The organism is Mycolicibacterium brumae (assembly GCF_025215495.1).
GTDB classification, from domain to species: domain Bacteria; phylum Actinomycetota; class Actinomycetes; order Mycobacteriales; family Mycobacteriaceae; genus Mycobacterium; species Mycobacterium brumae.
Window position 1 is genome coordinate 3,549,336 of sequence record NZ_CP104302.1, and the last position, 22,495, is coordinate 3,571,830.

At 70.2% G+C, this 22,495-nt stretch carries 18 protein-coding genes and 1 pseudogene; 6 read left to right on the top strand and 13 right to left on the bottom strand.

Going from position 1 to position 22,495, the window contains the following annotated elements:
• Positions 1-18: 18 nt before the first annotated feature.
• Positions 19-1,500: a flavin-containing monooxygenase gene (locus tag L2Z93_RS17385; RefSeq protein ID WP_090588681.1), complete on the top strand. Its 1,482-nt coding sequence runs from the start codon at positions 19-21 to the stop codon at positions 1,498-1,500.
• Between the two features lie 24 nt (positions 1,501-1,524).
• Here the strand turns inward: L2Z93_RS17385 and L2Z93_RS17390 are convergent, their stop codons facing one another.
• The 9 genes from L2Z93_RS17390 to thiO form a co-directional block, all read right to left on the bottom strand.
• Positions 1,525-2,361 carry a hypothetical protein gene (locus tag L2Z93_RS17390; protein WP_090588682.1) on the bottom strand — a complete coding sequence of 279 codons (837 nt, stop codon included), beginning with the start codon at positions 2,359-2,361 and terminating at the stop codon, positions 1,525-1,527.
• A complete protein-coding gene (locus tag L2Z93_RS17395) occupies positions 2,358-3,746 on the bottom strand; it encodes a hypothetical protein (RefSeq protein WP_090588683.1) in 1,389 nt (462 codons plus the stop codon). Before L2Z93_RS17395 ends, L2Z93_RS17390 begins: the two co-directional genes overlap by 4 nt.
• A 9-nt stretch (positions 3,747-3,755) precedes the next feature.
• On the bottom strand, positions 3,756-5,234 hold the full coding sequence (locus L2Z93_RS17400; protein WP_090588912.1) for a M28 family peptidase: 1,479 nt from the start codon (positions 5,232-5,234) through the stop codon (positions 3,756-3,758).
• A gap of 60 nt (positions 5,235-5,294) precedes the next feature.
• Positions 5,295-6,806, bottom strand: coding sequence for a M28 family metallopeptidase (locus L2Z93_RS17405; protein WP_090588684.1), 1,512 nt, complete (start codon positions 6,804-6,806; stop codon positions 5,295-5,297).
• Between the two features lie 92 nt (positions 6,807-6,898).
• Positions 6,899-7,651, bottom strand: coding sequence for a hypothetical protein (locus L2Z93_RS17410; RefSeq protein WP_090588685.1), 753 nt, complete (start codon positions 7,649-7,651; stop codon positions 6,899-6,901).
• Positions 7,648-8,553 carry an ABC transporter ATP-binding protein gene (locus L2Z93_RS17415; RefSeq protein WP_090588686.1) on the bottom strand — a complete coding sequence of 302 codons (906 nt, stop codon included), beginning with the start codon at positions 8,551-8,553 and terminating at the stop codon, positions 7,648-7,650. The genes L2Z93_RS17410 and L2Z93_RS17415 overlap by 4 nt, the downstream gene beginning before the upstream one ends.
• Before the next feature lie 3 nt (positions 8,554-8,556).
• The gene (gene thiG, locus L2Z93_RS17420; RefSeq protein WP_090588913.1) at positions 8,557-9,333 is read right to left on the bottom strand and encodes a thiazole synthase; all 777 of its coding nucleotides are present in this window, start codon (positions 9,331-9,333) and stop codon (positions 8,557-8,559) included.
• A 13-nt stretch (positions 9,334-9,346) separates the two neighbouring features.
• Complete coding sequence (gene thiS, locus L2Z93_RS17425) at positions 9,347-9,544, bottom strand: sulfur carrier protein ThiS (RefSeq protein WP_090588687.1); 198 nt, start codon at positions 9,542-9,544, stop codon at positions 9,347-9,349.
• A complete protein-coding gene (gene thiO, locus L2Z93_RS17430) occupies positions 9,541-10,578 on the bottom strand; it encodes a glycine oxidase ThiO (protein WP_090588688.1) in 1,038 nt (345 codons plus the stop codon). Before thiO ends, thiS begins: the two co-directional genes overlap by 4 nt.
• Positions 10,579-10,642: 64 nt before the next feature.
• Here thiO and thiE point away from each other — a divergent pair, with 64 nt between their 5' ends.
• On the top strand, positions 10,643-11,302 hold the full coding sequence (thiE, locus tag L2Z93_RS17435; RefSeq protein ID WP_090588689.1) for a thiamine phosphate synthase: 660 nt from the start codon (positions 10,643-10,645) through the stop codon (positions 11,300-11,302).
• A 298-nt stretch (positions 11,303-11,600) separates the two neighbouring features.
• Here thiE and L2Z93_RS17440 read toward each other — a convergent pair whose 3' ends face one another.
• Entirely contained in the window at positions 11,601-12,083 is a 483-nt protein-coding gene (locus L2Z93_RS17440) for an NUDIX hydrolase (RefSeq protein WP_162561898.1), read from the bottom strand.
• Positions 12,084-12,224: 141 nt separating this feature from the next.
• Between L2Z93_RS17440 and glnX the strand changes: the two genes are divergently transcribed.
• The 3 genes and pseudogenes from glnX to L2Z93_RS17455 form a co-directional block, all read left to right on the top strand.
• Positions 12,225-13,544, top strand: coding sequence for a protein kinase G-activating protein GlnX (glnX, locus tag L2Z93_RS17445; RefSeq protein ID WP_090588691.1), 1,320 nt, complete (start codon positions 12,225-12,227; stop codon positions 13,542-13,544).
• Entirely contained in the window at positions 13,541-14,500 is a 960-nt protein-coding gene (locus tag L2Z93_RS17450) for a glutamate ABC transporter substrate-binding protein (RefSeq protein ID WP_090588692.1), read from the top strand. Before glnX ends, L2Z93_RS17450 begins: the two co-directional genes overlap by 4 nt.
• A gap of 289 nt (positions 14,501-14,789) precedes the next feature.
• Positions 14,790-16,973 (top strand): annotated as a pseudogene (locus tag L2Z93_RS17455) (serine/threonine-protein kinase PknG); the annotation flags it as partial.
• A 14-nt stretch (positions 16,974-16,987) separates the two neighbouring features.
• Here the strand turns inward: L2Z93_RS17455 and L2Z93_RS17460 are convergent.
• The 3 genes from L2Z93_RS17460 to fgd form a co-directional block, all read right to left on the bottom strand.
• Positions 16,988-18,187, bottom strand: coding sequence for an acetate kinase (locus L2Z93_RS17460; protein WP_090588694.1), 1,200 nt, complete (start codon positions 18,185-18,187; stop codon positions 16,988-16,990).
• On the bottom strand, positions 18,184-20,268 hold the full coding sequence (gene pta / locus L2Z93_RS17465) for a phosphate acetyltransferase (protein WP_370745861.1): 2,085 nt from the start codon (positions 20,266-20,268) through the stop codon (positions 18,184-18,186). The genes L2Z93_RS17460 and pta overlap by 4 nt, the downstream gene beginning before the upstream one ends.
• A gap of 253 nt (positions 20,269-20,521) precedes the next feature.
• A complete protein-coding gene (fgd, locus tag L2Z93_RS17470; protein WP_090588696.1) occupies positions 20,522-21,532 on the bottom strand; it encodes a glucose-6-phosphate dehydrogenase (coenzyme-F420) in 1,011 nt (336 codons plus the stop codon).
• A 106-nt stretch (positions 21,533-21,638) separates the two neighbouring features.
• On the opposite strand from fgd, the gene L2Z93_RS17475 reads away from it, so the two are divergent.
• On the top strand, positions 21,639-22,487 hold the full coding sequence (locus tag L2Z93_RS17475; protein WP_090588697.1) for an SDR family oxidoreductase: 849 nt from the start codon (positions 21,639-21,641) through the stop codon (positions 22,485-22,487).
• Positions 22,488-22,495: the final 8 nt, after the last annotated feature.

Consider the following 22,495-nt stretch of genomic DNA (forward strand, 5'->3'; position numbering starts at 1 on the left):
CTGCGGTACCGTCGACCTATGGAGAACTTCCCGGAAGCCGTCATCATCGGCGCTGGATTCGGCGGCATCGGCGCGGCCATCGCGCTGCGCAGGATCGGCATCGACGACATCGTCATCGTCGAACGCGAAGACGACCTCGGGGGCACCTGGCATGTCAACCGGTACCCCGGCCTGGCCGTCGACATCCCGAGCACCACCTATAGCTACTCCTTCGAACCCAATCCCAATTGGTCGCGATTGTTCGCGCCCGGCGCGGAGCTCAAGCGCTACGCCGAGCACGTCGCCGACAAGTACGACGTGCGCAGGCTCATGCGCTTCGGGGTCAGCGCCGAAAGCGCGCAGTGGGACGAGGAGCAGCAGCGCTGGCGGCTCACCCTCGACGACGGGCAGACCCTGAACCCGCGGATTCTGATCGCCGCCACCGGATACCTGTCCCAACCGCACACCCCGGACATCCCCGGCATCACCGATTTCGCGGGCCAGATCGTGCACACCACGGCGTGGGATCCGGACCTGGACCTGTCCGGCCGCAAGATCGCGATCATCGGCACCGGGGCGACGGCGGTGCAGTTGATTCCGGAACTGGCCAAGACCGCCGACGAGCTGACGGTGTTCCAGCGCACCCCGATCTACGTGACGCCGAAGGTGGACTTCGCCATCCCCGCGCCGGTTCGCAGCGTGTTCAATCGGATCCCGTTGGCGCAGAAGGGCGCCCGCACGGTCACCGATCTGGTCTACGAGGTGATCATGGTGGTCGGCGTGCTGCACTTCCGGCAGCTGAACCCGGTCAACCGGATCGCGGCCGGCGCGGCGCACCTGTTCCGCCGACTCAGTGTCCGCGACCCGAAGGTGCGCGACGCGCTGAAGCCGGACTACGACTTCGGCTGCAAACGCCCCACTTTCTCCAACGAGTACTACCGCGCCTTCAACAAGCCGAACGTGTCCCTGCAAGCCGGCGGGATCGAGCAGATCACCGCCGACGGCATCCGCACCCTCGACGGCCAGCAGGTCGACATCGACACCCTGGTGTTGGCCACCGGATTCGACCTGTGGGACGCGAATTTCCCGGCCATCGAGGTCATCGGACGCGGCAGCCGGAACCTCGGGAAGTGGTGGCGGGACAACAGGTTCCAGGCCTATCAGGGCATCTCGGTCCCGGAGTTCCCGAACTTGTTCAACCTGGCCGGACCATACTCCTACAGCGGCCTGTCCTACTTCACCACCATCGAATGCGAGATGATCCACCTGCAGCGGGTGCTCGGCGAGGCGCAACGCCGCGGCAAGCAGACCGTGGAGGTCTCCGAAGAGGCCAACGCCGACTTCCTGGCCCGGATGACGTCGCACCTGGATGACACGGTGTTCTACGCGGGTGACTGCGCGAGCGCGCGGTCCTACTACTTCAACCACGCCGGTGAGGCGACGCTGCTGCGCCCGACGTCGACGGCGAACGCGTTCCGCGAAGCGAAGACGTTCCCGCTCAGCGCTTACAACTACAGCTGAAGCCTGAGGCGTTCCCTGGGCGCGTCAGGTGGTTCCCACGTAGATGACCTTGGTGACCCGCTCGGTTTTAAGTTTCCCCTCGCCGGAGCCGACCGACACCTTCCAGCCCCCGATGCCCTTGTCGATGCCGTTGTCCCGGTCACCGGGCCCCCAGACGGCGGCGAAGGCGTCCTCGTCATCGGGATAGCGGCAGCCGTAGTAGCCGATCCAATCCGGGTGCTGGGTGGGTGAGCCCCAGGCGCCGCCGGTGCGCGCCTGGCACTGCGCGCCGTCGCTGAGCTCCAGGCCGAGCGGGCGCGGATCCTCCTTCAGCGGCTGGCGCGGCTCATCCAGGCCGGTGGCCGATATGTAAGCCAACTCCTCGGCGAACGGATCCTGCACGCACGCGATCAGGGCCGCGTCCTCGTCGCGGAAGCAGGCGAAGGTGGCGTCGGCGTTCGAGCCGCAGGAACGCGCGTGGCCGCTGACGTCGAATGGCGACGGCCAGCCGCCGGAGCAGTCGACTTCGATGCTCGGGGTGCGCAGGTCCCAGTCGATCTCGTCGTACACAATGTTTCCGCGCTGGTCGACGGGTTTGAGCACGATCACCTCGGGCTGCATCGCCCGGTTGAAGCCGAGGGTCAGCAGACTGACCACCAGCACCGCGACGACGCCGATCGACAGCGGCTTGGGCAGCGCGGCGAACCGCGCCAGCCAGCCGCCGACCACCGACGGTTGTCTCACGGCTGCGGCGGGTTCGTCGACGAAGAACTGCCATCCGGGCGGAGCCGGCGGCCAAGCCGGATCCGGCGCCCAGGCCCGGTCGGGGAACCACCCCGGCGCCGGTGGCGGCCAGCCCGGCGGGACGTTGAATCGCGTCACAACGGCATCCGCCCGGTGTTCTGCGTCCACTCGGCGATGAGTTGCTGCTCGTAGTGCTCCTGCCGCATCCGCAGATCGGTGTAGACGAGCACCTGCAGCACCCGAACCCAGGCGATCATCACTCCCAGCGCCAGCGCGAAGTACAGCACATTGAAGCCGACGAAGAACCCGCCGAACACCAGCGGGAAGACGCACACCACCCACAGCAGGTGGATCCCCAGGATCCGACCCCACGCCGGTTTCGACATCGTCGCCGACCGGCGCAACGAGTCGAACACCCCGCGGCCTTCGACCACCAGCACGATCGGCGACAGGCTGAACAGCACCCCGAACGCGAAGACGCCGAGCGCCGCCACCAGCGCCAGATAGTTCAGCATCTCCGGCGCCCCGGCCATCACCGCGGCGCCGACCGCGAACATCATCACGATGTCGGTCAGGAAGATCACCGCGTAGAACACCAGGGTCAGTCGACAGACGGCGAAGATCCGGCGCCGAGCCCGGCGCAGCACCGCGCCGAACCGGATGCCGCGGCCGCGCACCGCGTCCTCGGTGGCGCTGACCGACAGCGCGATCAGCAGCGCGTCGGCGGGCAGCCCGATCGCGGCGATCACCACGAGAAACACGACGTAGAGGATCATCATGTTCGACATCAGGTCACCGCTGAGCAGCGACCCACCGGCCAGCGACGACGCCGTGTCGAACACGAAGTGCCCGATGGCCATCGCGAAGGCGTAGACGACCAGTACGACGCCGAACAGCAGGGCCACCGGGATGCCGACCAGGGTGGGCCAGTTGCGGGCCATGATCCGCAGACTGCCGGTGAACAGCTCCGAAACGGTCATGGGCCGGAACGGGATCGGTGGCGCGGCGGGTGGCTGCGCGCCGGCGGGCGTGGGCGGCGCCAGGCGTCGACGCGTCAGCGTCTCGCGGACGTCCGGCGGCCAGCCGACCCGTTTCCGCATCGCCCACCAGCCGCCGACGCCGAAGGCCACCGCCAGCAGCATCCAGCCGAACATCGAGTCGGAGAACAACGCGGCCAGCAGGCACAGGACGGACACTCCCCACAGCGCGTGCCAGGGCCGCAGGTCGAAGATCAGCGGGCCGGCCGGGGGCTGCGGCGGCGCCGCGGGGGCGATCCGGGGCGCCGATTGCCCGGCGAAGAACAGGTCTGCCTGCCGTCGGTATTCGGCGTGCGGGTCCGTCGGCCGGGCCAGCTTCTCCGTCGGGGCAGCGAACTGCTCCGTCGGCGGGGCCAACTCTGCCGTCGGCGGGGCGAAGCGCTCCGTCAGGTGCTCGAATCGCTCGGTCGGTTGGGCCGGCCGGGCCATCCGCTGAGTGCGCGGTTCCGGTTGCGCCCGGAACGGATCCGTCGGGTCATCAGACATTGGCGCGCCTCACCTGGCCAACGGGGTGCGGTGTCGCTTGTCCCGCGCGGGCACCCCGTTGACGCCCTCGATCGAGTACGCGTAGGTCGCGACGGCGAATGCGACGGCCGGGCCGGTGATGGCCATCGCGTCCCGGTTGACCTGCTCCAGGGTGTCGGTCTTCTTGTGGTAGTTCGGGTCGAAGGCCTGGCCGGCTTTCCCGCCCCACAGCCGCGCCTGGGTCTTGGTCTTGAGTTCGTCTGCGCCGGTGGTGATTCCGCCGACCGGGACCCCGAAGTTCAGGAAGACCCGGTGGTCCGAGCGCTGGTTCAAACCCGAATCCGCGGGCCGCTTGCCGGCCAGGTTCAGGTACCCGGCCAGCGTCCGCTCGATGCCCGCGGACCCGTACGGAACGGTGTCGGGGTCCGGGTTGGCGTCGGCCGGTCCGGACAGGTCGCCGTCGTAGGTGAAGTAGCCGGCGTTCGGCGAGCCCACCATGTCGAAGTTCAGGTACAGGGCGATGTCGTTCAGCGCGTCGCGGTCCAGGCCGTACACGTAGTCGATGGAGCCCGCGGCCTGGCGCTCTTCGGCGCCCCAGAACGCGAAGCGCACCGCGTTGTTCACCGCGGGCTCCGGGCCCAGGGCCAGCGCGGTCTCCAGCACCGCGGCCACCCCGGAGCCGTTGTCGTTCATTCCGGGCCCGGCCGTGACGCTGTCGAGGTGGGCGCCGACCAGCACCACGTTCTCCGTCGACCCGGTTTTGGTCTGGGCCAACACGTTCTGTGAGGTGTGCTTGACCGACTTGCCGTCGAGCACCAGTTTCACCGGTTTCTGGGACTTGCGGGCCGCCGCGCCCGCGGAGCTGCCGATCACCGCCACCGGGATGGGCAGGCCTTCGTAGTAGTTGCGGCCGAACAGTCCTTTCGGGCTGCCGTTGCTGCCGCCATCGCTGACCACAAGGACCGCCGTCGCCCGGGCTTCCGAAGCCGCGGCGGCCTTCTCCCCGACCGAGCATCCGGTGTCGTCGACGACGGCGATCGCGCCCTTGGGGACCTTGCGGTAGTCCGCGGCCGCGCACCCGGCCGGTTTGACCGGTTGGACCACCGTCCCGGTCAACCCGCCCTTGGGAGTCGGCAGCAGCAGGGACGCCTGATCCACCTGATAGACCATGCCGGACACGGTCAGGCTCGGATCCCCGACGTCCACCGTCTCAACCCGGCTGAACTCGGGCGTGGAGACCTCGAATCCCTTGTCTCGCAGGGTGTTGACCACGTATTCGACGCTGGCCTCACCGCCCGGCGTGCCATCGGCGCGGTTGCCGCGGTTGGCCTTGGCGATCCGCGACAGCGCCTCCAGGTGCACCCACATGGCGTCGGTGGTGACCTTGGTGGCGAGCTCACCGGCCAGCGGGGTCGGCGCTTCGGGTTCGGCGTCGGTCGGCTGCTGCGAGGTGGTGCAGGCGGCCAGCAGGGCCGTCGCCGAGAGTGCCGCAAGCAGCCGGGATCCGATCACCGGATCAGGGTATTCGGCTCATGCCTCGGTTGGGTAACGGGTTGTGCCCAGTTCCGCTCAGCTGGGCGGGACGACGTGCCGGGTGCGGTCCTCGCGCGCCGGAACGCCGTTGCGCCCGCCGAGGTCCTGCGCGTAGTAACCCACGGCGTACGCCACCCCGCGGCCCTGGATGTCCATCGCGGTCTTGTTGATGTGCTCCAGGGTGTCGGAGTCCTTGTGGTAGTTCGGGTCGTAGGGCTGGCCGGCCTGCCCCTCCCACAGCTCGGCTTCCTCGCGGGTCATCTCCCCCTCGGCGCCGGAGAACAGTCCGCCCGACGGGATTCCGGCGAAGGTGAACGCGTCGTAGTCCGATCGGCCGTCGAACGAGGTGTCCCGGGATTCCTTGCCCTGGCCGCGCAGGTATCCCGACAGCAACCGTTCGATGCCGGCCGAGCCTTCCGGCACCCGCGGCACCGGCTGGTTCCGCGGGATCGTGGTGGACTGGTCACCGTCGATGGTGAAGTAGCCGGGGTTCGGCGAACCCACCATGTCGAAGTTCAGGTACAGCGCGATATCGCGCAGTTCGGCTTCGTCGAGGGTCTCGATGTACTTCTGGCTGCCGACCAGGCCGACCTCTTCGGCGCCCCAGAACGCGAACCGGACCGCGTTGGCGATCTCCGGTTTCGGGCCGAGTTTCTTCGCGGTCTCCAGCACCGCGGCCACCCCGGAGCCGTTGTCGTTGATGCCGGGGCCCTCGGGCACCGAGTCCAGGTGCGCCCCGACCATCACCACATCGGAGCTGGAGCCGGTCTCGGTCTGGGCGATGACATTGCGGACCGCGATTTCCTGCACGCTGGCCTCGACGGTGAGGGTGACCGGGCCGGGGTGCTCCCGCAGCGCGGCGCCGTCGGCCTTGGTGACCGAGACGATCGGGGTCTTCACTTCGCTGTTCTCCCCGATGGTGCCGCCCATCTGCTTCTCGTCGGTGGTGTCGGCGACGACGACGGCGGCCGCGCCGGCCTTGGTGGCCACCGCCAGCTTGTCGGCGAACGGGCATTTGCCGCGGTTGACCAGCACCACCGCGCCGGTCGCGTCCAGGCCGGCGTAATCGTCGTCGGCGCAGCCGGGGCTGTCGTCCTCGATGGGCAGCACCAGCAGATCGCCGGTGACGCCGTCCGGGGTGGTCCCGGTGGAGAAGTTCAGCGCGTGCGCGACGAACGACGCGTCGCCGGCGCGGACCGTGCCCGGTTCGCTCTTGGGCAGCCGGACCTCGAACTCCGGGGTGCGGACCTCGAAGCCCGCCTCACGCAGCTGGGTGGCGACGTAGTCGACGCTCGCGTCGTAGCCGGGGCTGCCGATCGCCCGGTTGCCGCCCTTGCGGTCAGCAATGTCCTGCAGGTACCAGAGGTGGCTCATCATGGCGTCGAGGGTCACGTCGCCGTGCAGCTGCTGGGCGAACTCCTCGGCCGCGGCGGCGCGCTCCGATTCCGACCCGTCGGCGGGTTTGTCACGCCCGCAACCAACGACGGTGAACGCGAGCAACACGGCCATCACAATCGCCGGGATCGCGGCGCCGGAATTTCTCCCCATGTGCGTCCACGTTATCCGCTGTCGGGGAGTGCTCCGCGCGGCAGTCCGGAGAGATCACTCACGTTTGCCGCCGCGCCACCGCGAGCGGGCGATCACGCGTCTCGACGGCTGATCGCCACCAGCCCCGCGGCGAAGCACACCGCGACGAAGCCGGTGAAGTAGGCCAGGCTGCCGAGCTCGCCCCAGGCCATCGGGAACGGGGCGGTGAACGCGGGCACCCGTGCGAACGCCAACCCATTGGCGAACGGCAGGTACGGGCCGACGTGCGCGGAGATCGACGGCAGCGTGCCCAGCACCGACTCGATGACCAGTGGCCACATCAGCAGCACCGCCACCGTCGCTGCGGCCTCGCGCAGCACCGCCGCGACGCCGACCGCGGCCACGGCCGCCAGCGCGGCCACCAGCGCCACAGCCCCGACGGCGCGCCAGGTGTCGGCGTGCGCCAGGTCCAGTCCGGCCGCGGCCCGCGGCGCGGCCGCCCACCGGGCGACCAGGACCGATCCGAGCGTGGCCAGCGCCGCCAGCACCGCGCAGCACACCGCGGCGACGAGCGCCTTCGCGGTCAGCACCGCGGCGCGGTTCGGGGTGGCGAGGAACGTGGTGCGGATCATCGCCGAGCGGTACTCGGCGGTCACCGAGATCGAGGCCAGCACCATCAACGCCGGGACGCCGAGCAGCGCGACGCCGGTGGCGGCCTTCTCCGGGGCCATCGGGGTCAACGGGTAGGCGGTGTAGCCGAGCAGCAGCGCCACCCCGAGCGAGAGCGCCGCCACCGCGACGGCCGCCCACAACGGGGTGCGGGTGCTGATGAGCTTGCGCCATTCGGAGGCCAGCGCGCGGGTCATCGGCTCCGCCCCTGGTAGTCGGTGACGGCCTCGGTGACCTCCAGGTAGGCCTGCTCCAGCGAGGCCCGCCGCGCGGTCAGCTCGTGCAACGTCAGCCCGTGGGCCGCGGCGAGTTCGCCGACGGTCTCGGGGCCGGTGTCCGCGACGATCAGCGCGTCCCCGTCGTCGGAGACGGTGTGCCCGGCGTGGGTCAAGACGTCACGCAGTTCGGCGCGCTGCGGGCTGCGCACCCGCACCGCCGACGCGGAGGCGCCCGCGGTGAAGTCGGCGACCGAGGTGGCGGCGACCAGTCGTCCGCGGCCGATGACCAGCAGCTGGTCGGCGGTGTCGGCCATCTCCGAGAGCAGATGCGAGGACACCAGCACGGTGCGGCCCTCGGCGGCCAGGTCGCGCATCAGGGTCCGCACCCAGCGGATGCCCTCGGGATCCAATCCGTTGACCGGTTCGTCGAACAGCAGCACCCGCGGGTCGCCGAGCAGCGCGCCGGCGATGCCGAAGCGCTGGCACATCCCCAGCGACAGCGTTCCGGCCTTGCGCCCGGCGACCGAGTCGAGACCGACCTGGCCGAGCACCTCATCGACCCGGGCGGCCGGGATGCCGTCCGCGGCGGCGATCCAGCGCAGGTGGGCACGCACCGACCGGGTCGGCTGGAACTGCCGGGCGTCCAGCAGCGCGCCGACGGTGCGCAGCGGCCGGTCCAGGTCCCGGTAGCGGCGACCGTCGATGGTGGCGCTGCCCGCGTCGGGGCGGTCCAGGCCGAGGATCATCCGCATGGTGGTGGATTTCCCGGCCCCGTTGGGGCCGAGGAAGCCGGTGACGACACCCGGTTCGATGGTGGCGGTCAGGTCGTCGACGGCCACCGTCGAGCCGTAATGCTTTGTCAGGCCGCGGAGTTCGATCACGGGCTAGGACTCGCAGCCGGTCGCCTGTGTCATCAGGCCCGAGTCGGGGCTGGAGGCCTGGGCCCAGAACCGCTTCGGGATGCGCCCCGCGCTTCGGGCCAGCAGCCCGGCGGTGACCGCGGCCGCCATCGCGGCCGCCATCGCCGGCGGGTCCTCGGCGCGGGTCACCGCGCTGGCCAGCAGCACCGCCGAGCAGCCGAGTTCCATGGCCAACGCGGCGTCGCTGGCGGTGCCGATCCCCGCGTCGAGGATGACCGGCACCCCGGCTGCGGCGACGATCATTTCGATGTTGTGCGGGTTGGCGATGCCCAGCCCGGTGCCGATCGGCGAACCCAGCGGCATCACCGCGGCGCAGCCGGTGTCCTCCAGGCGTCGCGCCAGCACCGGGTCGTCGGTGGTGTACGGCAGCACCACGAACCCGTCGTCGACGAGTTCCTCTGCGGCGCGGACCAATTCGATGGCGTCGGGCAGCAAGGTGCGCTCGTCGGCGATGACTTCGAGCTTGACCCAGTTGGTGTCCAGCGCCTCGCGGGCCAACCGGGCGGTGAGCACCGCTTCGGCGGCGCTGCGGCAACCCGCGGTGTTGGGCAACAACGTGATGTTGCGTCGGCGCAGCAGGTCGAGCACCCCGGTGCCGGCCTCGGCGTCCACCCGCCGCATGGCCACGGTGGTCAGCTCGGTGCCCGAAGCCACCAGCGCCTCTTCCAGCACGGCCAGGCTGGTGGCGCCGCCGGTGCCCAGGATCAGCCGGGAGCCGAAGCTCCGGTCGGCGATGACCAGCGGCTCGGGCGGGTTAGCCACCCTGCACCGCCGTGACGACCTCCACCCGGGCTCCGTCGGTCAGCGGCTCGTCCCAGTGCGACTTGGGCTGCACCGTCCAGTCGACGGCGACGGCGATGCCCTTCTCCGGGAAGCCCAGCTGGGCCAGCAGTCCGGTGATGGTCGACCCGTCGCCGACCTCGACCTCTTCGTCGTTGACGATCAGTTTCACCGTTCGTCTCCTTTCGGCAGTTCTTCTTTCCGCAGCTCTTCGGCGATCCGCTGCGCCGCCCACGGGGCGAGCAGAAATCCGTTGCGGCCCAACCCGGCAGCGGCCAGGGTGCGGTGATCGAGTCGCCGGACCACCGGCAGGTTGTCGGGGGTCATCGGGCGCAGTCCGGCGGCCGCCTCGGCCATCTCGTACTCGCCGAGGGCGGGCAGCACCGCGCAGGCGTCCTCCAGCAGGTCGCGCACCCCGGCCACCGACGGCGCGGTGTCCCGGCCGTGCTCGTACTGGGTGGCGCCCACCACCACGCCGTCGGCGCGCGGCACCAGATACACCGGCCGGCCGTGCACCCGGGCGCGGATGACCCGCTGCGGCGGCGGCAGGCAGCCCGGCCGCCAGCGCAGCCGCAGCACTTCGCCCTTGACCGGGCGGACCGGTAGTTCGGGCGCCAGTTTGGGCGCGTCGATGCCGTTGGCGATCACCCGCTGATCGACGTCGTCGGTCTCGGACAGGTCGGTGACCGGCGAGCCCCAACTGGCTCCGAGGCGTTCGCATTCGGCGGTCAGCGCGTCGACCAGGCGGCGGTTGTCGACGGCCATCTCGGTGCCGGCCACGAATCCGTGTCGCACACCGGTGGCCAGCATCGGTTCGATATCGCGGGCCGCGGCGGTCAGGGTCACCGGGTGCCCTTGCGCGGCAAGCCAGTTGGCGACGGTCCGCAGGTCCGCGACGTCGGCGCGGTCGACGGCGACGACCATGGACTCGCGCGCGGTGACGATCTGCTCGGGCAGTCCGTGGCGGTAGCTGTCGGGGCCCTCTGCGCGCCACAGGTCCAGCGCCGCCAGCCCGATCCGCAGCTGCTGCTCCTCGCCGGGCCAGCCCTCGCTGTGCGGGGCCAGCATGCCGCCGGCGACCCAGGACGCGCCCGGGTCCTCGCCGCGGTGCACCCGCACCGACCAGCCGTCGCGCAGCGCTCGGCGCGCCACCGAGAGACCGATGACGCCGTCACCGATCACGGCCAGCGTCGGCGTCGCGCCCATCCTGCTCACTCCCTCCACCGACCTGCCCGGATCAGCCTACTCATCACCTGATTACCCTCAGGTGATGCCACATCCGTCCCTTCAGCGCAGCCGGTTGTACCTGTGCACCGACGCCCGCCGCGAACGCGGCGACCTGGCCGAATTCGCCGACGCAGTGCTCGCCGCCGGGGTGGACATCATCCAGTTACGCGACAAGGGCTCGGCCGGGGAACGGGAGTTCGGCCCGCTGGAGGCCCGCGGCGAACTCGACGCGCTGGCGGTGCTGGCCGACGCCGCGCGCCGGCACGGGAGGCTGCTGGCCGTCAATGACCGCGCCGACATCGCCCGGGCCGCAGGCGCCGATGTGCTGCACCTGGGCCAGGACGACCTGCCGCTACCGGTGGCGCGCGAAATCATCGCCCCCACCGCGGTGATCGGGCGCTCCACCCACGACGAGGCCCAGGTCCGCGCCGCGGTGGCCGAGGACGTCGACTACTTCTGCGTCGGGCCGTGCTGGCCCACGCCGACCAAGCCGGGCCGCCCCGCGCCCGGGCTGGACCTGCTGCGTTTCACGGTAGACCTGGCCACCGACAAGCCGTGGTTCGCGATCGGCGGCGTCGACGAGGAGCGGCTGCCGGAGGTGCTGGCGACCGGCGCCACCCGGATCGTGGTGGTCCGCGCGATCACCGCCGCCGAGGATCCAGCCGCGGCGACCCGGCGGCTGGCCGAGGCGCTGCGCGGGTAGTGGCTTCGCGGCGGAGCTTCGGAATGCGACCCCACGCAGGCGTGCCCGGCGCCGAGTGAGAACAGAGGGCGGCTCGTGAGAACTGGCGGCGGTAGTTCGTCGGCGAATGGAACGTAGTGGCGCTCAAAGCCTCGATCGCCGCCCTGGTGTTCCACACGACGACAAACCGCCGCCATGGTGTCTCACTGGGATCCATGAGGTCTCACAAACCTGCTTCAGGCCTCAGTCGATGAGAGGCCGCGCCACCAGTTCTCAAACGCGTCCGTGAGTTCTCAATCGACGCGAAAGCGCTAAACCCTCAGAGCTCGGCGATCACCGCGCGCAGCTGCGGCCAGCTGGCGGCGAACCCCGGATGCAGCGGCAGGTCGGTGATGTCGTCGACGGCGACCCAGCGCAGTTCGTCGCTCTCCCGATTGGCGATGGTGTCCAGCAGCCCGTCCGCGTCGGCGATCACCGTGGTGTAGCTCCAACTGCCGCCGCCGATCGCCGCGACCTGCGCGGTGACCAGGGTGACCCGCACCCGCAGCGCCTCGGCCGACAGCCCGGCTTCCTCGTTGGCTTCCCGGACCGCGGCCTGTTCGGGGGTTTCGTGGCTGTCCAGGGCGCCGCCGGGCAGACCCCAGGTTCCGCCCTGGTGACTCCACGGGGCCCGGTGCTGCAGCAGCACCGCCGCGCGGCCGTCGGGGCCGGGCGCGCGCAGCAGCAGTCCGGCGGCGCCGTGGCGGCCCCAATGACGCGATCCCGATTCCGAGACCACCCATCCGTCGCCGTCACCCCGCACCCGACCAGGATAAGCAGACGGCTCCGCCCCGTCGCGGGGGCAGACGGACAAGACATACCAACCGATCCTGCAGCGGCTCCCGCGAATACCTCTTAGACTTTGCTTAAGAGTTGATCCTCCGCGGAAGGCAGGCGCAAACAGGTGACGGTTGAGCTGGCGCATCCGTCGACCGAGCCGCTCGCCTCGCGCACCCGGACCGACCGCGCCCACCCGCGTTGGTGGTTCATCTGGACCACCCCCGGGCGCATCCTGGCGATCGGGGCCACCCTCGCGTTGTTGGGGATCGCGACCGCGTTCGCCACCTCCACCACCGTCGCCACCCGGCAGGAGGCGCTGACCGCGGTGCTCGACCACACCGAGCCGCTGTCGTTCGCGGCCGGCCAGATCTACACCCGGCTTTCGGTCGCCGACGCCGCCGCGGCCACCGCGTTCATCGCCGGGTCCGAACCACAGCCGGTCCGGCAGCGCTACGAGCAGGCGATCATCGACGCCACCGCCGCGGTCACCCAGGCGTCCTCCGGCCTCACCGACGAGGACATGCTGGCGGTGCTCACCCGGATCAACGCCCGCGTAGCGGTGTACACGGGCCTGATCGAAACCGCCCGCACCAACAACCGGTCCGGCAACCCGGTCGGTTCCTCCTACCTCTCGGAGGCCTCCGCGCTGATGCAGGACAGCATCCTGCCCGACGCGCAGCGGCTCTACGAATGGACCACCGCGCGGGTGGACGCCGAGACCAGCGCCTCGGCCCGCATCCCCGCCCCGGTGATCCTGGTGGTCGGGTCGACCATCGTGTTCGGCCTGTTCGCGCACCGCTGGCTGGCCCGGCGCACCCGTCGCCGGATCAACCTGGGGCTGGTCGTCGGCGGGCTGGCGATCGGGGTGCTGGTCATCTGGGTGGGCACCGCGCTGACCATCTCGACGGCGGGCAGCCGGCAGGCCAAGGACACCTCGGCCGCGTCGCTGCGCGTCATCACCAACCTGTCCATCACCGCCCAGCAGGCCCGCGCCGACGAGACCCTGTCGCTGATCCGCCGCGGCGACGAGAACGTCCGGAAGCAGTCCTACTACCAGCGGCTGAACACCATGCAGGAGTTGCTCGACCAGTACCTGTCCGGCAAGGACCGGGTCGACAAATCCGATCTGGCCAACGCCCAGGAGCTGCTGTCACGGTGGCGCGCCGCCGACGAACGCATCGACGCCTACATCTCCGTCGGCAACTACGAGGCCGCCACCCAGGTCGCGCTCGGCGCCGGCGAGGACGACGCCACCCCGGCCTTCGACAGCCTGGAAGCGTCGCTGGCCGACGGGCTCAAGACCAGCCGCGACCAACTGCGCAGCGACATCGCCTCGGCCCGCCGGGTGCTGTCCGGGACGACGGTCGGCGGTGTGGTGCTGGCGCTGAGCGCGGCGCTGGCGGTGGCGTTGGGCCTGTGGCCCCGGCTGAGCGAGTACCGATGAGGCGGGTGGCGATTCTGGCGTTGGCGTTGCTGCTGGCGCTCACCGGATGCGGCGACGCCGGCCTCCCGGCGACGGCGACGTCGCTGACCCTGGCCCCGCCCAGTCCCGCGGGGATGGCCGAACTGCCCCCCGAGCGCGCGCCCGCTCCCGCGCCCGATCAGGACTGCGACCTGACCGCCAGCCTGCGGCCGTTCGGCAACCGGGCCGAGGCCGACGAGGCCGTCGCCGACATCCGCAAACGCGGCCGGCTGCTGGTCGGCCTGGATGTGGGCAGCAACCTGTTTAGTTTCCGCGACCCGGTGACCGGGCGGATCACCGGCTTCGACGTCGACCTGGCCGCCGAGGTGGCCCGCGACATCTTCAACAACCCCAACCAGGTCGAATACCGCATCCTGTCCTCGGCCGACCGGATCGCGGCGCTGCAGAGCCGGGACGTCGACATTGTCGTCAAGACCATGACCATCACCTGCGCCCGACGCAAGATGGTCAACTTCTCCTCGGTGTATCTGTATGCCTACCAACGGATCCTGGCCCCGCGGGACTCGCCGATCCGGCAGAGCTCGGATCTGTCGGGCCGACGGGTGTGCGTGGTTCGCGGCACCACCAGCCTGGACCGGGTGCGCGAGATCAGCCCGGCGCCGGTGGTCGTCACGGTGTCGACCTGGGCGGACTGCCTGGTCGCGCTGCAGCAACGCCAGGCCGACGCGGTGTCCACCGACGACACCATCCTGGCCGGGCTGATGTCCCAGGACCCGTACCTGCAGATCGTCGGCCCCAGCATGAACCAGGAGCCCTACGGCATCGGGATCAATCTGACCAACACCGGTCTGGTGCGCTTCGTCAACGGCACCCTGCAGCGGATCCGGGCCGACGGCACCTGGACGGCGCTGTGGCGCAAATGGCTGACGGTGCTCGGCCCGACGCCGGCCCCACCGGTCCCGAGGTACCTGGACTGACATGACATTTCACGATGACGGTGCGGAGCCGGACCCCGACGAGGGTCCGGGCACCCAACGCGCCGACGTGTTCGCCGACGACGACGAACCCGGTCCCGGCACCCAGCGCGTGGATGTCTTCGCCGACGTCGCCGACGACGACGAGCCCGGTCCCGGCACTCAGCGCGCCGACGTGTTCGCCGACGACGAGGACGAGCCGGGACATCCCGGCACTCAGCGCGTGGACGTGTTCGCCGACGACGAGGACGAGCCCGCGCCGGTCAGCGTCGCGACCGGGGCCGCGCCGCCGGACTCGCTGACCACCGCTCGGCCGATGGCCACCCAGGCGGTGTTCCGGCCGGACTTCGACGACGACGAGGACGAAGAAGACGACGAGGACAGCGTTCCGTCCGCCGAACGCGGGTCGGTCCCCACCCGGGCGGTGGCGCCGGTGCGCAGGCTTGGTGGCGGGCTCGTCGAAGTGCCACCGGTGCCCGAAACCGATCCGCTCAACGCGTTGATGGTCGATCCCGTTGTCGCCGAATCGAAACGGTTCTGCTGGAACTGCGGGAAGCCGGTCGGCAGGTCGTCGTCGGCGGGCGCGGCGCTGGCCGAAGGATGGTGCCCGAACTGCGGCAGCCAGTATTCCTTCCTGCCGCAGCTTCGCCCGGGCGACATGGTCGCCGACCAGTACGAGATCAAGGGCTGCATCGCGCACGGCGGGCTGGGCTGGATCTACCTGGCCGTCGACCACAACGTCAATGAGCGACCCGTCGTGCTCAAAGGCCTGGTGCATGCCGGGGACGCCGAAGCCCAAGCCATCGCGATGGCCGAACGCCGGTTCCTGGCCGAGGTGGCGCACCCGTCGATCGTCAAGATCTACAACTTCGTCGAGCACCCGGACAAGCACGGTGAGCCGGTCGGCTACATCGTGATGGAGTATGTCGGCGGCACATCGCTGAAACAACGTGGGGTGCAACGACTTCCGGTCATCCAGGCGATCGCCTACATGCTGGAGATCCTGCCCGCGCTGGGGTATCTGCACTCAATCGGGTTGTGCTACAACGATCTCAAGCCGGACAACATCATGCTCACCGGCGACGAGCTGAAACTGATCGACCTCGGCGCCGTGTCGCGGATCAACTCCTTCGGCTTCCTGTACGGGACCCCGGGCTACCAGGCCCCGGAGATCGTGCGGACCGGTCCGACGGTCGCCACCGACATCTACACGGTGGGGCGGACCCTGGCCGCGATGACCATGAAGCTGCCCACCCGCAAGGGCCGCTACCGCGACGGCCTGCCCGAGGACGACCCGGTGCTGCAGCGCTACGACAGTTTCGCCCGGGTGCTGCGCCGCGCCACCGACCCCAATCCGCGGCGGCGGTTCGCCACCGCGGAGAAGATGTCCGCCCAGCTGCTCGGTGTGCTGCGCGAGGTCATCTCGCTGGACACCGGGCTGCCCCGGCCGGGCCTGTCGACGGTGTTCAGCCCGTCGCGCTCGACGTTCGGGGTGGAGCTTCTCGTCGCGCACACCGATGTCTACCTCGACGGCCGCCCCCACTCGGAGAAGCTGACCGCCGCCGAGATCGTCACCGCGCTGCAGGTCCCGCGGGTCAACCCGAACGACGTCGGCGCGAAGGTGCTGGCGGCCACTGTGCTGTCCTCCCCGGTGCAGACGCTGGACTCGCTGCGCGCGATCCGGCACGGCTCGCTGGATTCCGAGGGCGTGGACCTCACCGACTCGATCGAGTTGCCGCTCATGGAGATCCGCGCGCTGCTGGATCTGGGCGATGTCGCCAAGGCCACCCGCAAGCTCGACGAGCTCTACAGGCGGGTCGGCCGGTCCTGGCGGCTGACCTGGTACCGCGGGGTGTCGGAGCTGCTCAACGCCGACTACGAGTCGGCGACGAAGCGTTTCACCGAGGTGCTCAACACGCTGCCCGGCGAGCTGGCCCCCAAGATGGCGCTGGCCGCCACCCTGGAATTGGCGGGCAACCCCCGCTCGGCGAACTTTTACGAGTCGGTGTGGCGCACCGACAACGGCGTCATCTCGGCCGGCTTCGGTCTGGCTCGGGCCCAGGCCCGCAAGGGCGAACGCGCGGCGGCGGTGCGCACCCTCGACGCGGTCCCGGCCACCTCCCGGCATTTCACCACCGCGCGCCTGACCAGCGCGGTGACCCTGCTGTCCGGACGGTCGATCAGCGAGGTCACCGAGGACCAGATCCGCGAGGCCGCCCGCCGGGTCGACGCGCTGCCGGAGTCCGAGCCGCGGGTGACACAGATTCGGGCGCTGGTGCTGGGCACCGCGCTGGACTGGATCGCGGACAACACCGCCGACCCGCACCACATCCTCGGGTTCCCGTTCACCGAGCACGGGCTGCAACTGGGCGTGGAGGATTCGTTGCGCACGCTGGCCCGGATGGCGCCCACCCAGCAGCACCGCTACGCGCTGATCGACATGGCCAACAACGTCCGGCCGCTGACGACGTTCTGACCCCGCTGCGCGATCTAGCCCAGCGCCGCCAGGGTGTCGCGGGCGATGGCCAATTCCTCGTCGGTGGGCACCACCAGCACGGTGACCGCGGAATCCTCGGCGGAGATCACCCGGGCGCCGCGGTCGCCGGAGGTGTTGCGCGCTTCGTCGAGGCGGACGCCGAGCGGCTCCAGGCCGGCCAGCGCGTCGCGGCGCACCGCCGCGTCGTTCTCCCCCACCCCGGCGGTGAACGCGATGACGTCGGCGCCGCCCAGCACCGCCAGGTAGGCCCCGATGTACTTGCGCAGCCGATGCACGTACACCTCGTAGGCCAGCCGGGCGGCGGCGTCACCGGCGTCGATCAGCCGGTGCACCTCGCGGAAGTCGTTCTCCCCGGCCAGGCCGAGCATCCCGGAGCGGCGGTTGAGCAGGGTGTCGATCTCGTCCATCGACAGGCCGGCGGTGCGAGCCAGGTAGAACACGATGCCCGGGTCGATGTCCCCGCAACGGGTGCCCATCACCAGGCCCTCCAGCGGAGTCATGCCCATCGAGGTGTCCACCGCGCGGCCGCGGTCGACCGCTGACGCCGACGCGCCGTTGCCCAGGTGCAGCACAATCTGTTTCAGCTCGCCGTACGGTCGGCCCAGCAGGTCGGCGGCTTGCTCGCTGACGTACCGGTGCGAGGTGCCGTGGAAGCCGTAGCGACGGATCTGCCACTGCGCGGCGACGTCGGCGTCGATGGCGTAGGTCGCGGCGGCCGCGGGCAGATCGTGGAAGAACGCGGTGTCGAAGACCGCGACGTGCGGCAACTCCGGCAGGATCCGCTGGGCCACCTCGATGCCGAGCACTCCGGGCGGATTATGAAGTGGCGCAAGGGGGGACAATTCGGCCAGGTCGGCGACGACGGCGTCGTCGATCAGGGTCGGCGCGTGGTAACGCTGCCCGCCGTGCACCATCCGGTGTCCCACCGCGACCAGCCCGAGGGCATCCAGATCGCCACCGAGTTCGGCGAACAGGTCGAAGACCAGCCGCAGCGCGGCGTCGTGGTCGGCGGCGCGCACCTCGCGGGCGATCTCCTGGTCGCGGTAGCCGAGTTTGGCGTGCGACGTCTCCTCACAGATCCGCTCGATGATGCCGTCGGCCAACGCGACACCGGCGGCCGGATCCACCAGCGAGAACTTCAGTGATGAAGAGCCTGAATTGACCACCAGCACAGTGGTTTCTGGGCCGGTCACTTCGCCGCCCCCTGCGCCTGGACCGCGGTGATCGCCACGGTGTTGACGATGTCGGCGACCAGCGCGCCGCGGGACAGGTCGTTGACCGGCTTGTTGAGGCCCTGCAGCACCGGTCCGATCGCGATCGCGCCGGCGCTGCGCTGCACCGCCTTGTAGGTGTTGTTGCCGGTGTTGAGGTCCGGGAAGATCAGCACCGTCGCGCGCCCGGCCACCTTCGAGTCGGGCATCTTGGTGACCGCCACCGATGGTTCGACGGCGGCGTCGTATTGAATGGGTCCCTCGACGAGTAGCTCCGGGGCGCGTTCCCGCACCAATTCCGTTGCGGTGCGGACCTTGTCGACGTCGGCGCCGGTGCCGGAATCACCGGTCGAGTAGCTCAGCAGGGCGACCCGTGGCTCGATGCCGAACTGCTCGGCGGTGCGCGCCGAGCTGATCGCGATGTCGGCGAGTTGTTCGGCCGTCGGGTCCGGAACGATCGCGCAGTCACCGTAGGCCAGCACCTTGTCGGCCAGGCACATCAGGAAAATGCTGGACACCGTGTTGACCTCGGGCGCGGTGCGGATGATCTCGAACGCCGGCCGGACGGTGTGCGCGGTGGTGTGCCGGGCCCCGGACACCATGCCGTCGACCAGACCGTTGTGCACCATCATGGTGCCGAAGTAGGACACGTCGCGCATGACCTCCCGGGCCTGCTCGTGCGTGACGCCCTTTTTCTTGCGGAGCTCGACGTATTCGACGGCGAAGCCTTCGCGCAGGTCGCTGGTGAGCGGGTTGATCACGTCGGCGCCGCTGATGTCCAGACCCAGCTCGGTGGCGCGCCCTCGAACCTGGTGCTCGTCGCCCAGGATGGTCAGGTCGGCGACGCCGCGGCGCAGCAATCGGCCGGCGGCGCGCAGGATCCGGTCGTCGTCGCCCTCGGGCAGCACGATGCGCTTCCGGTCGGCGCGTGCCCGGTCCAGCAGCTCGAACTCGAACATCTGCGGGGTGACCACGGTCGGGATCGGCAGCGACAACTCGTCGACCAGCTCGCCGACGTTGACGTAGTGGTCCATCAGCCCGAGCGCGGTGTCGACCTTGCGCTGGGAGTCCACCGTCATCAGGCCGCGGGCCGAGGCCGCCGCGCTGGCCGTCTCGAAGGTGCCCAGATCGGTGGTGATCACCGGTAGCCGCAAGCGCAGCCCGTCGACCAGCGCCGCGATGGCAGGGTGCAGCGGCAGGCCGCCGTTGAGGATCACCGTCGACATGGTCGGGAAGCCCTCGGCGGCGTGCGCGCCCATCACCGACAGCACCACGTCGGACCGGTCGCCGGGGGTGATCACCGCGACGCCCTCGGTGAGCCGTTCCAGGACGTGCTCGGCCGTCATCCCGGCGACCATCACCCCGGTGGCTTCGCGGCCGAGCAGCGCCTCGTCGCCCTTGATCATGGTGCCGTCGACGGCGGTCAGCAGTTCACCGACCGTCGGCGCGCTCAGCAGCAGTTCCTCCGGCAGCACATAGGTTTTCGGCGACAGCGGGGCCAGCGCCGCGGCGACCGCCTCCAGCTGATCGGGATCGCAGCGGTTGGCGACGATCGCGGCGGTGTGCGCGTGCTGGGCGGTGATCTCACCCATACACAGCTCCGCCAGATGCGCGATCTCGGTGGGGGTGCGCCCGTTGCCGTGCACCGTCAGCACGATCGGCGCTCCGAGGTTCGCCGCGATGCGGGCGTTCATGCTGAGCTCGCTGGGGCTGGCGATGTCGGTGTAGTCGCTGCCGACGATCAGCACCGCGTCGCACCGGTCGGCCACCGCGTGGTACCGGTCGACGATCGTCGCCAGCGCGGTCTCCGGCTCCTCGTGCAGCTGCTGGTAGGTGCTGCCGACGCACTCCTCGTACGTCAACCCCGCCGTGGTCTGGGTCAGCAGCAGGTCGAGCAGGTAGTCACGGGCCTCGCCCGCCCGGCCGATCGGGCGGAACACCCCGACCCGTGGCGCGGTGACGCGCAGCCGGTTCAGAATGCCCAGGGCGACGGTGGATTTTCCGGTGTGCCCCTCGGGGGAGGCGATGTAGATCGCGGTGGTGCGCGCGGCGGTGTCGGACACGGGGATCAGCTTGCCAGGAACTGCCCGGCGGTGGCGGCGTCGCGGTGTCGCTTTTCAGAAATGCGAACGCAGTCCTTGGCGCTGTCCAGACCTCCGAACTTACCCGGCACGAGCGTGCATCGACGGTCGCGCCTGGCCGCGAGTGGCCATCTACGGCACGTTCTCCCACGCGAGTTCAGTGTCATCGCTGAGGTTCTCGTGCCCTACCTGGCCACGCGCACACGACGACGCAGGCCCGCAGCGCGGACCGTGGTCACCCGAGTCTGCGCAACCGGGGCGCGAGGTCTCGCTCGAAGAGTTCCAGGAAACGACGCTGATCGTGGCCGGGCGCGTGGAAGACCAGGTGGTTCAGCCCCCAGCGGAGGTAGTCGGCGACCTTTTCGACGGCTTCGTCGGGGTCGGAGGCGACGATCCAGCGTTTGGCGACCTGCTCGATGGGCAGCGCGTCGGCGGCGCGTTCCATCTCGATCGGGTCGTCGATGGAGTGCTTCTGCTCCGGCGTGAGCGACAGCGGCGCCCAGAACCGGGTGTTCTCCAGCGCCTTCTCCGGGTCCGGGTCGTAGGAGATCTTGATCTCGATCATCTTGTCGATGTCCTCGACGTCGCGATCGGCGGCCTGCGCGCCCTCGCGGACCGCGGGCAGCAGCTTGTCGGCGTAGAGCTCCTCGCCCTTGCCGGAGGTGCAGATGAACCCGTCTCCGGAGCGGCCGGCGTACTTGGCGACGACGGGTCCGCCTGCGGCGATGTAGATCGGCACGCCGCCGGCGGGCACGTCGTAGATGGACGCTCCCTTCAGGTGGTAGTAGTCGCCGTCGAAGTCGACCCGGTCTCCGCGCCACAGCTCGCGCATCAGCCGCACCGATTCGCGCAGCCGGGCGAACCGTTCCTTGAAGTCCGGCCACTCACCGGTGTAGCCGGTGGCGATCTCGTTGAGCGCCTCGCCGGTTCCCACGCCGAGGAAGATCCGGTCCGGGTACAGGCACGCCATGGTGGCGAAGGCCTGTGCGACGACGGCGGGGTTGTAGCGGAACGTCGGTGTGAGCACCGAGGTGCCCAACTGCAGCCGCTTGGTGCGCTCGCCGACGGCGGTCATCCAGGCCAGCGAAAACGGGGCGTGGCCGCCCTGGTGCCGCCAGGGCTGGAAATGATCGCTGACGGTGGCGCTCTGCATACCGTGCGCTTCGGCGAGCACCCCCAGTTCGACGAGCTCGCGGGGAGCGAACTGTTCAGCAGACGCCTTGTATCCGAGTTTGAGTTCAGCCACGGTTTCGTTTCTACTCCTCGGCCACCGGGCGGGGGCCGAGGTCCTGGACGACGGCGGTGAGATCACGCCCTACCGCCGCGGACTTGACACCTGTAAAGTTCGGCCCGTGGACAGAATCTCCGGCCGAACCATCGTCATCACCGGGGCCGCTCGCGGCATCGGCTACGCCACCGCCGAGGCGCTGCTGGCCCGCGGCGCGCGGGTCGTCATCGGCGACCGCGACGTCAACACCCTGGCCGCGGCCGTCGAAACGCTGAACCGTCGCGGCCAGGTCACCGGCCATCCGCTCGACGTCAGCGACCCGGAGTCGTTCGCGACCTTCCTGGACAAGGCCCGCGTCGACGGCAACGGCCGCATCGACGTGCTGATCAACAACGCCGGCGTGATGCCCGTCGGGCCGTTCCTGGACCAGTCCGAGCAGACCATCCGCACCGCCATCGGGGTGAACATCGAGGGCGTGCTGACCGGTTGCCGGCTGGTGCTGCCGGAAATGGTCGCCCGGCGCAGCGGCCACATCATCAACGTCGCCTCACTGGCCGGCATTCTGGGCCTGCCCGGGCAGGTGGTCTACGCCGCCACCAAGTTCGCCGTCGTCGGGCTGACCACCGCGATGTCCGACGAGTATGCGCCGCAGGGCGTCGAGGTCAGCATGCTGCTGCCGACCTTCACCAACACCGAACTGATCTCCGGCACCCACCCGTCGGCCGCGCAGAAGCCGGTGGAGCCCGCCGACATCGCCGCCGGCGTGGTGAAGCTGCTGGACAAGCCGCGGACCGCGCTGAGCGTGCCCGAACCGCTGCGCGCGATTTCGATCGTCTCGACGCTGCTGCCGCCGCGCGGACGGCGCTGGCTGAACCGCAAACTCGGCAACGAGCGGGTGTTCCTGGACTTCGACCGCACCGCCCGCGCCGGCTACGAGCAGCGCGCCGAGGGCTCGACCGGCATCGAGGACTGAGTCAGCTA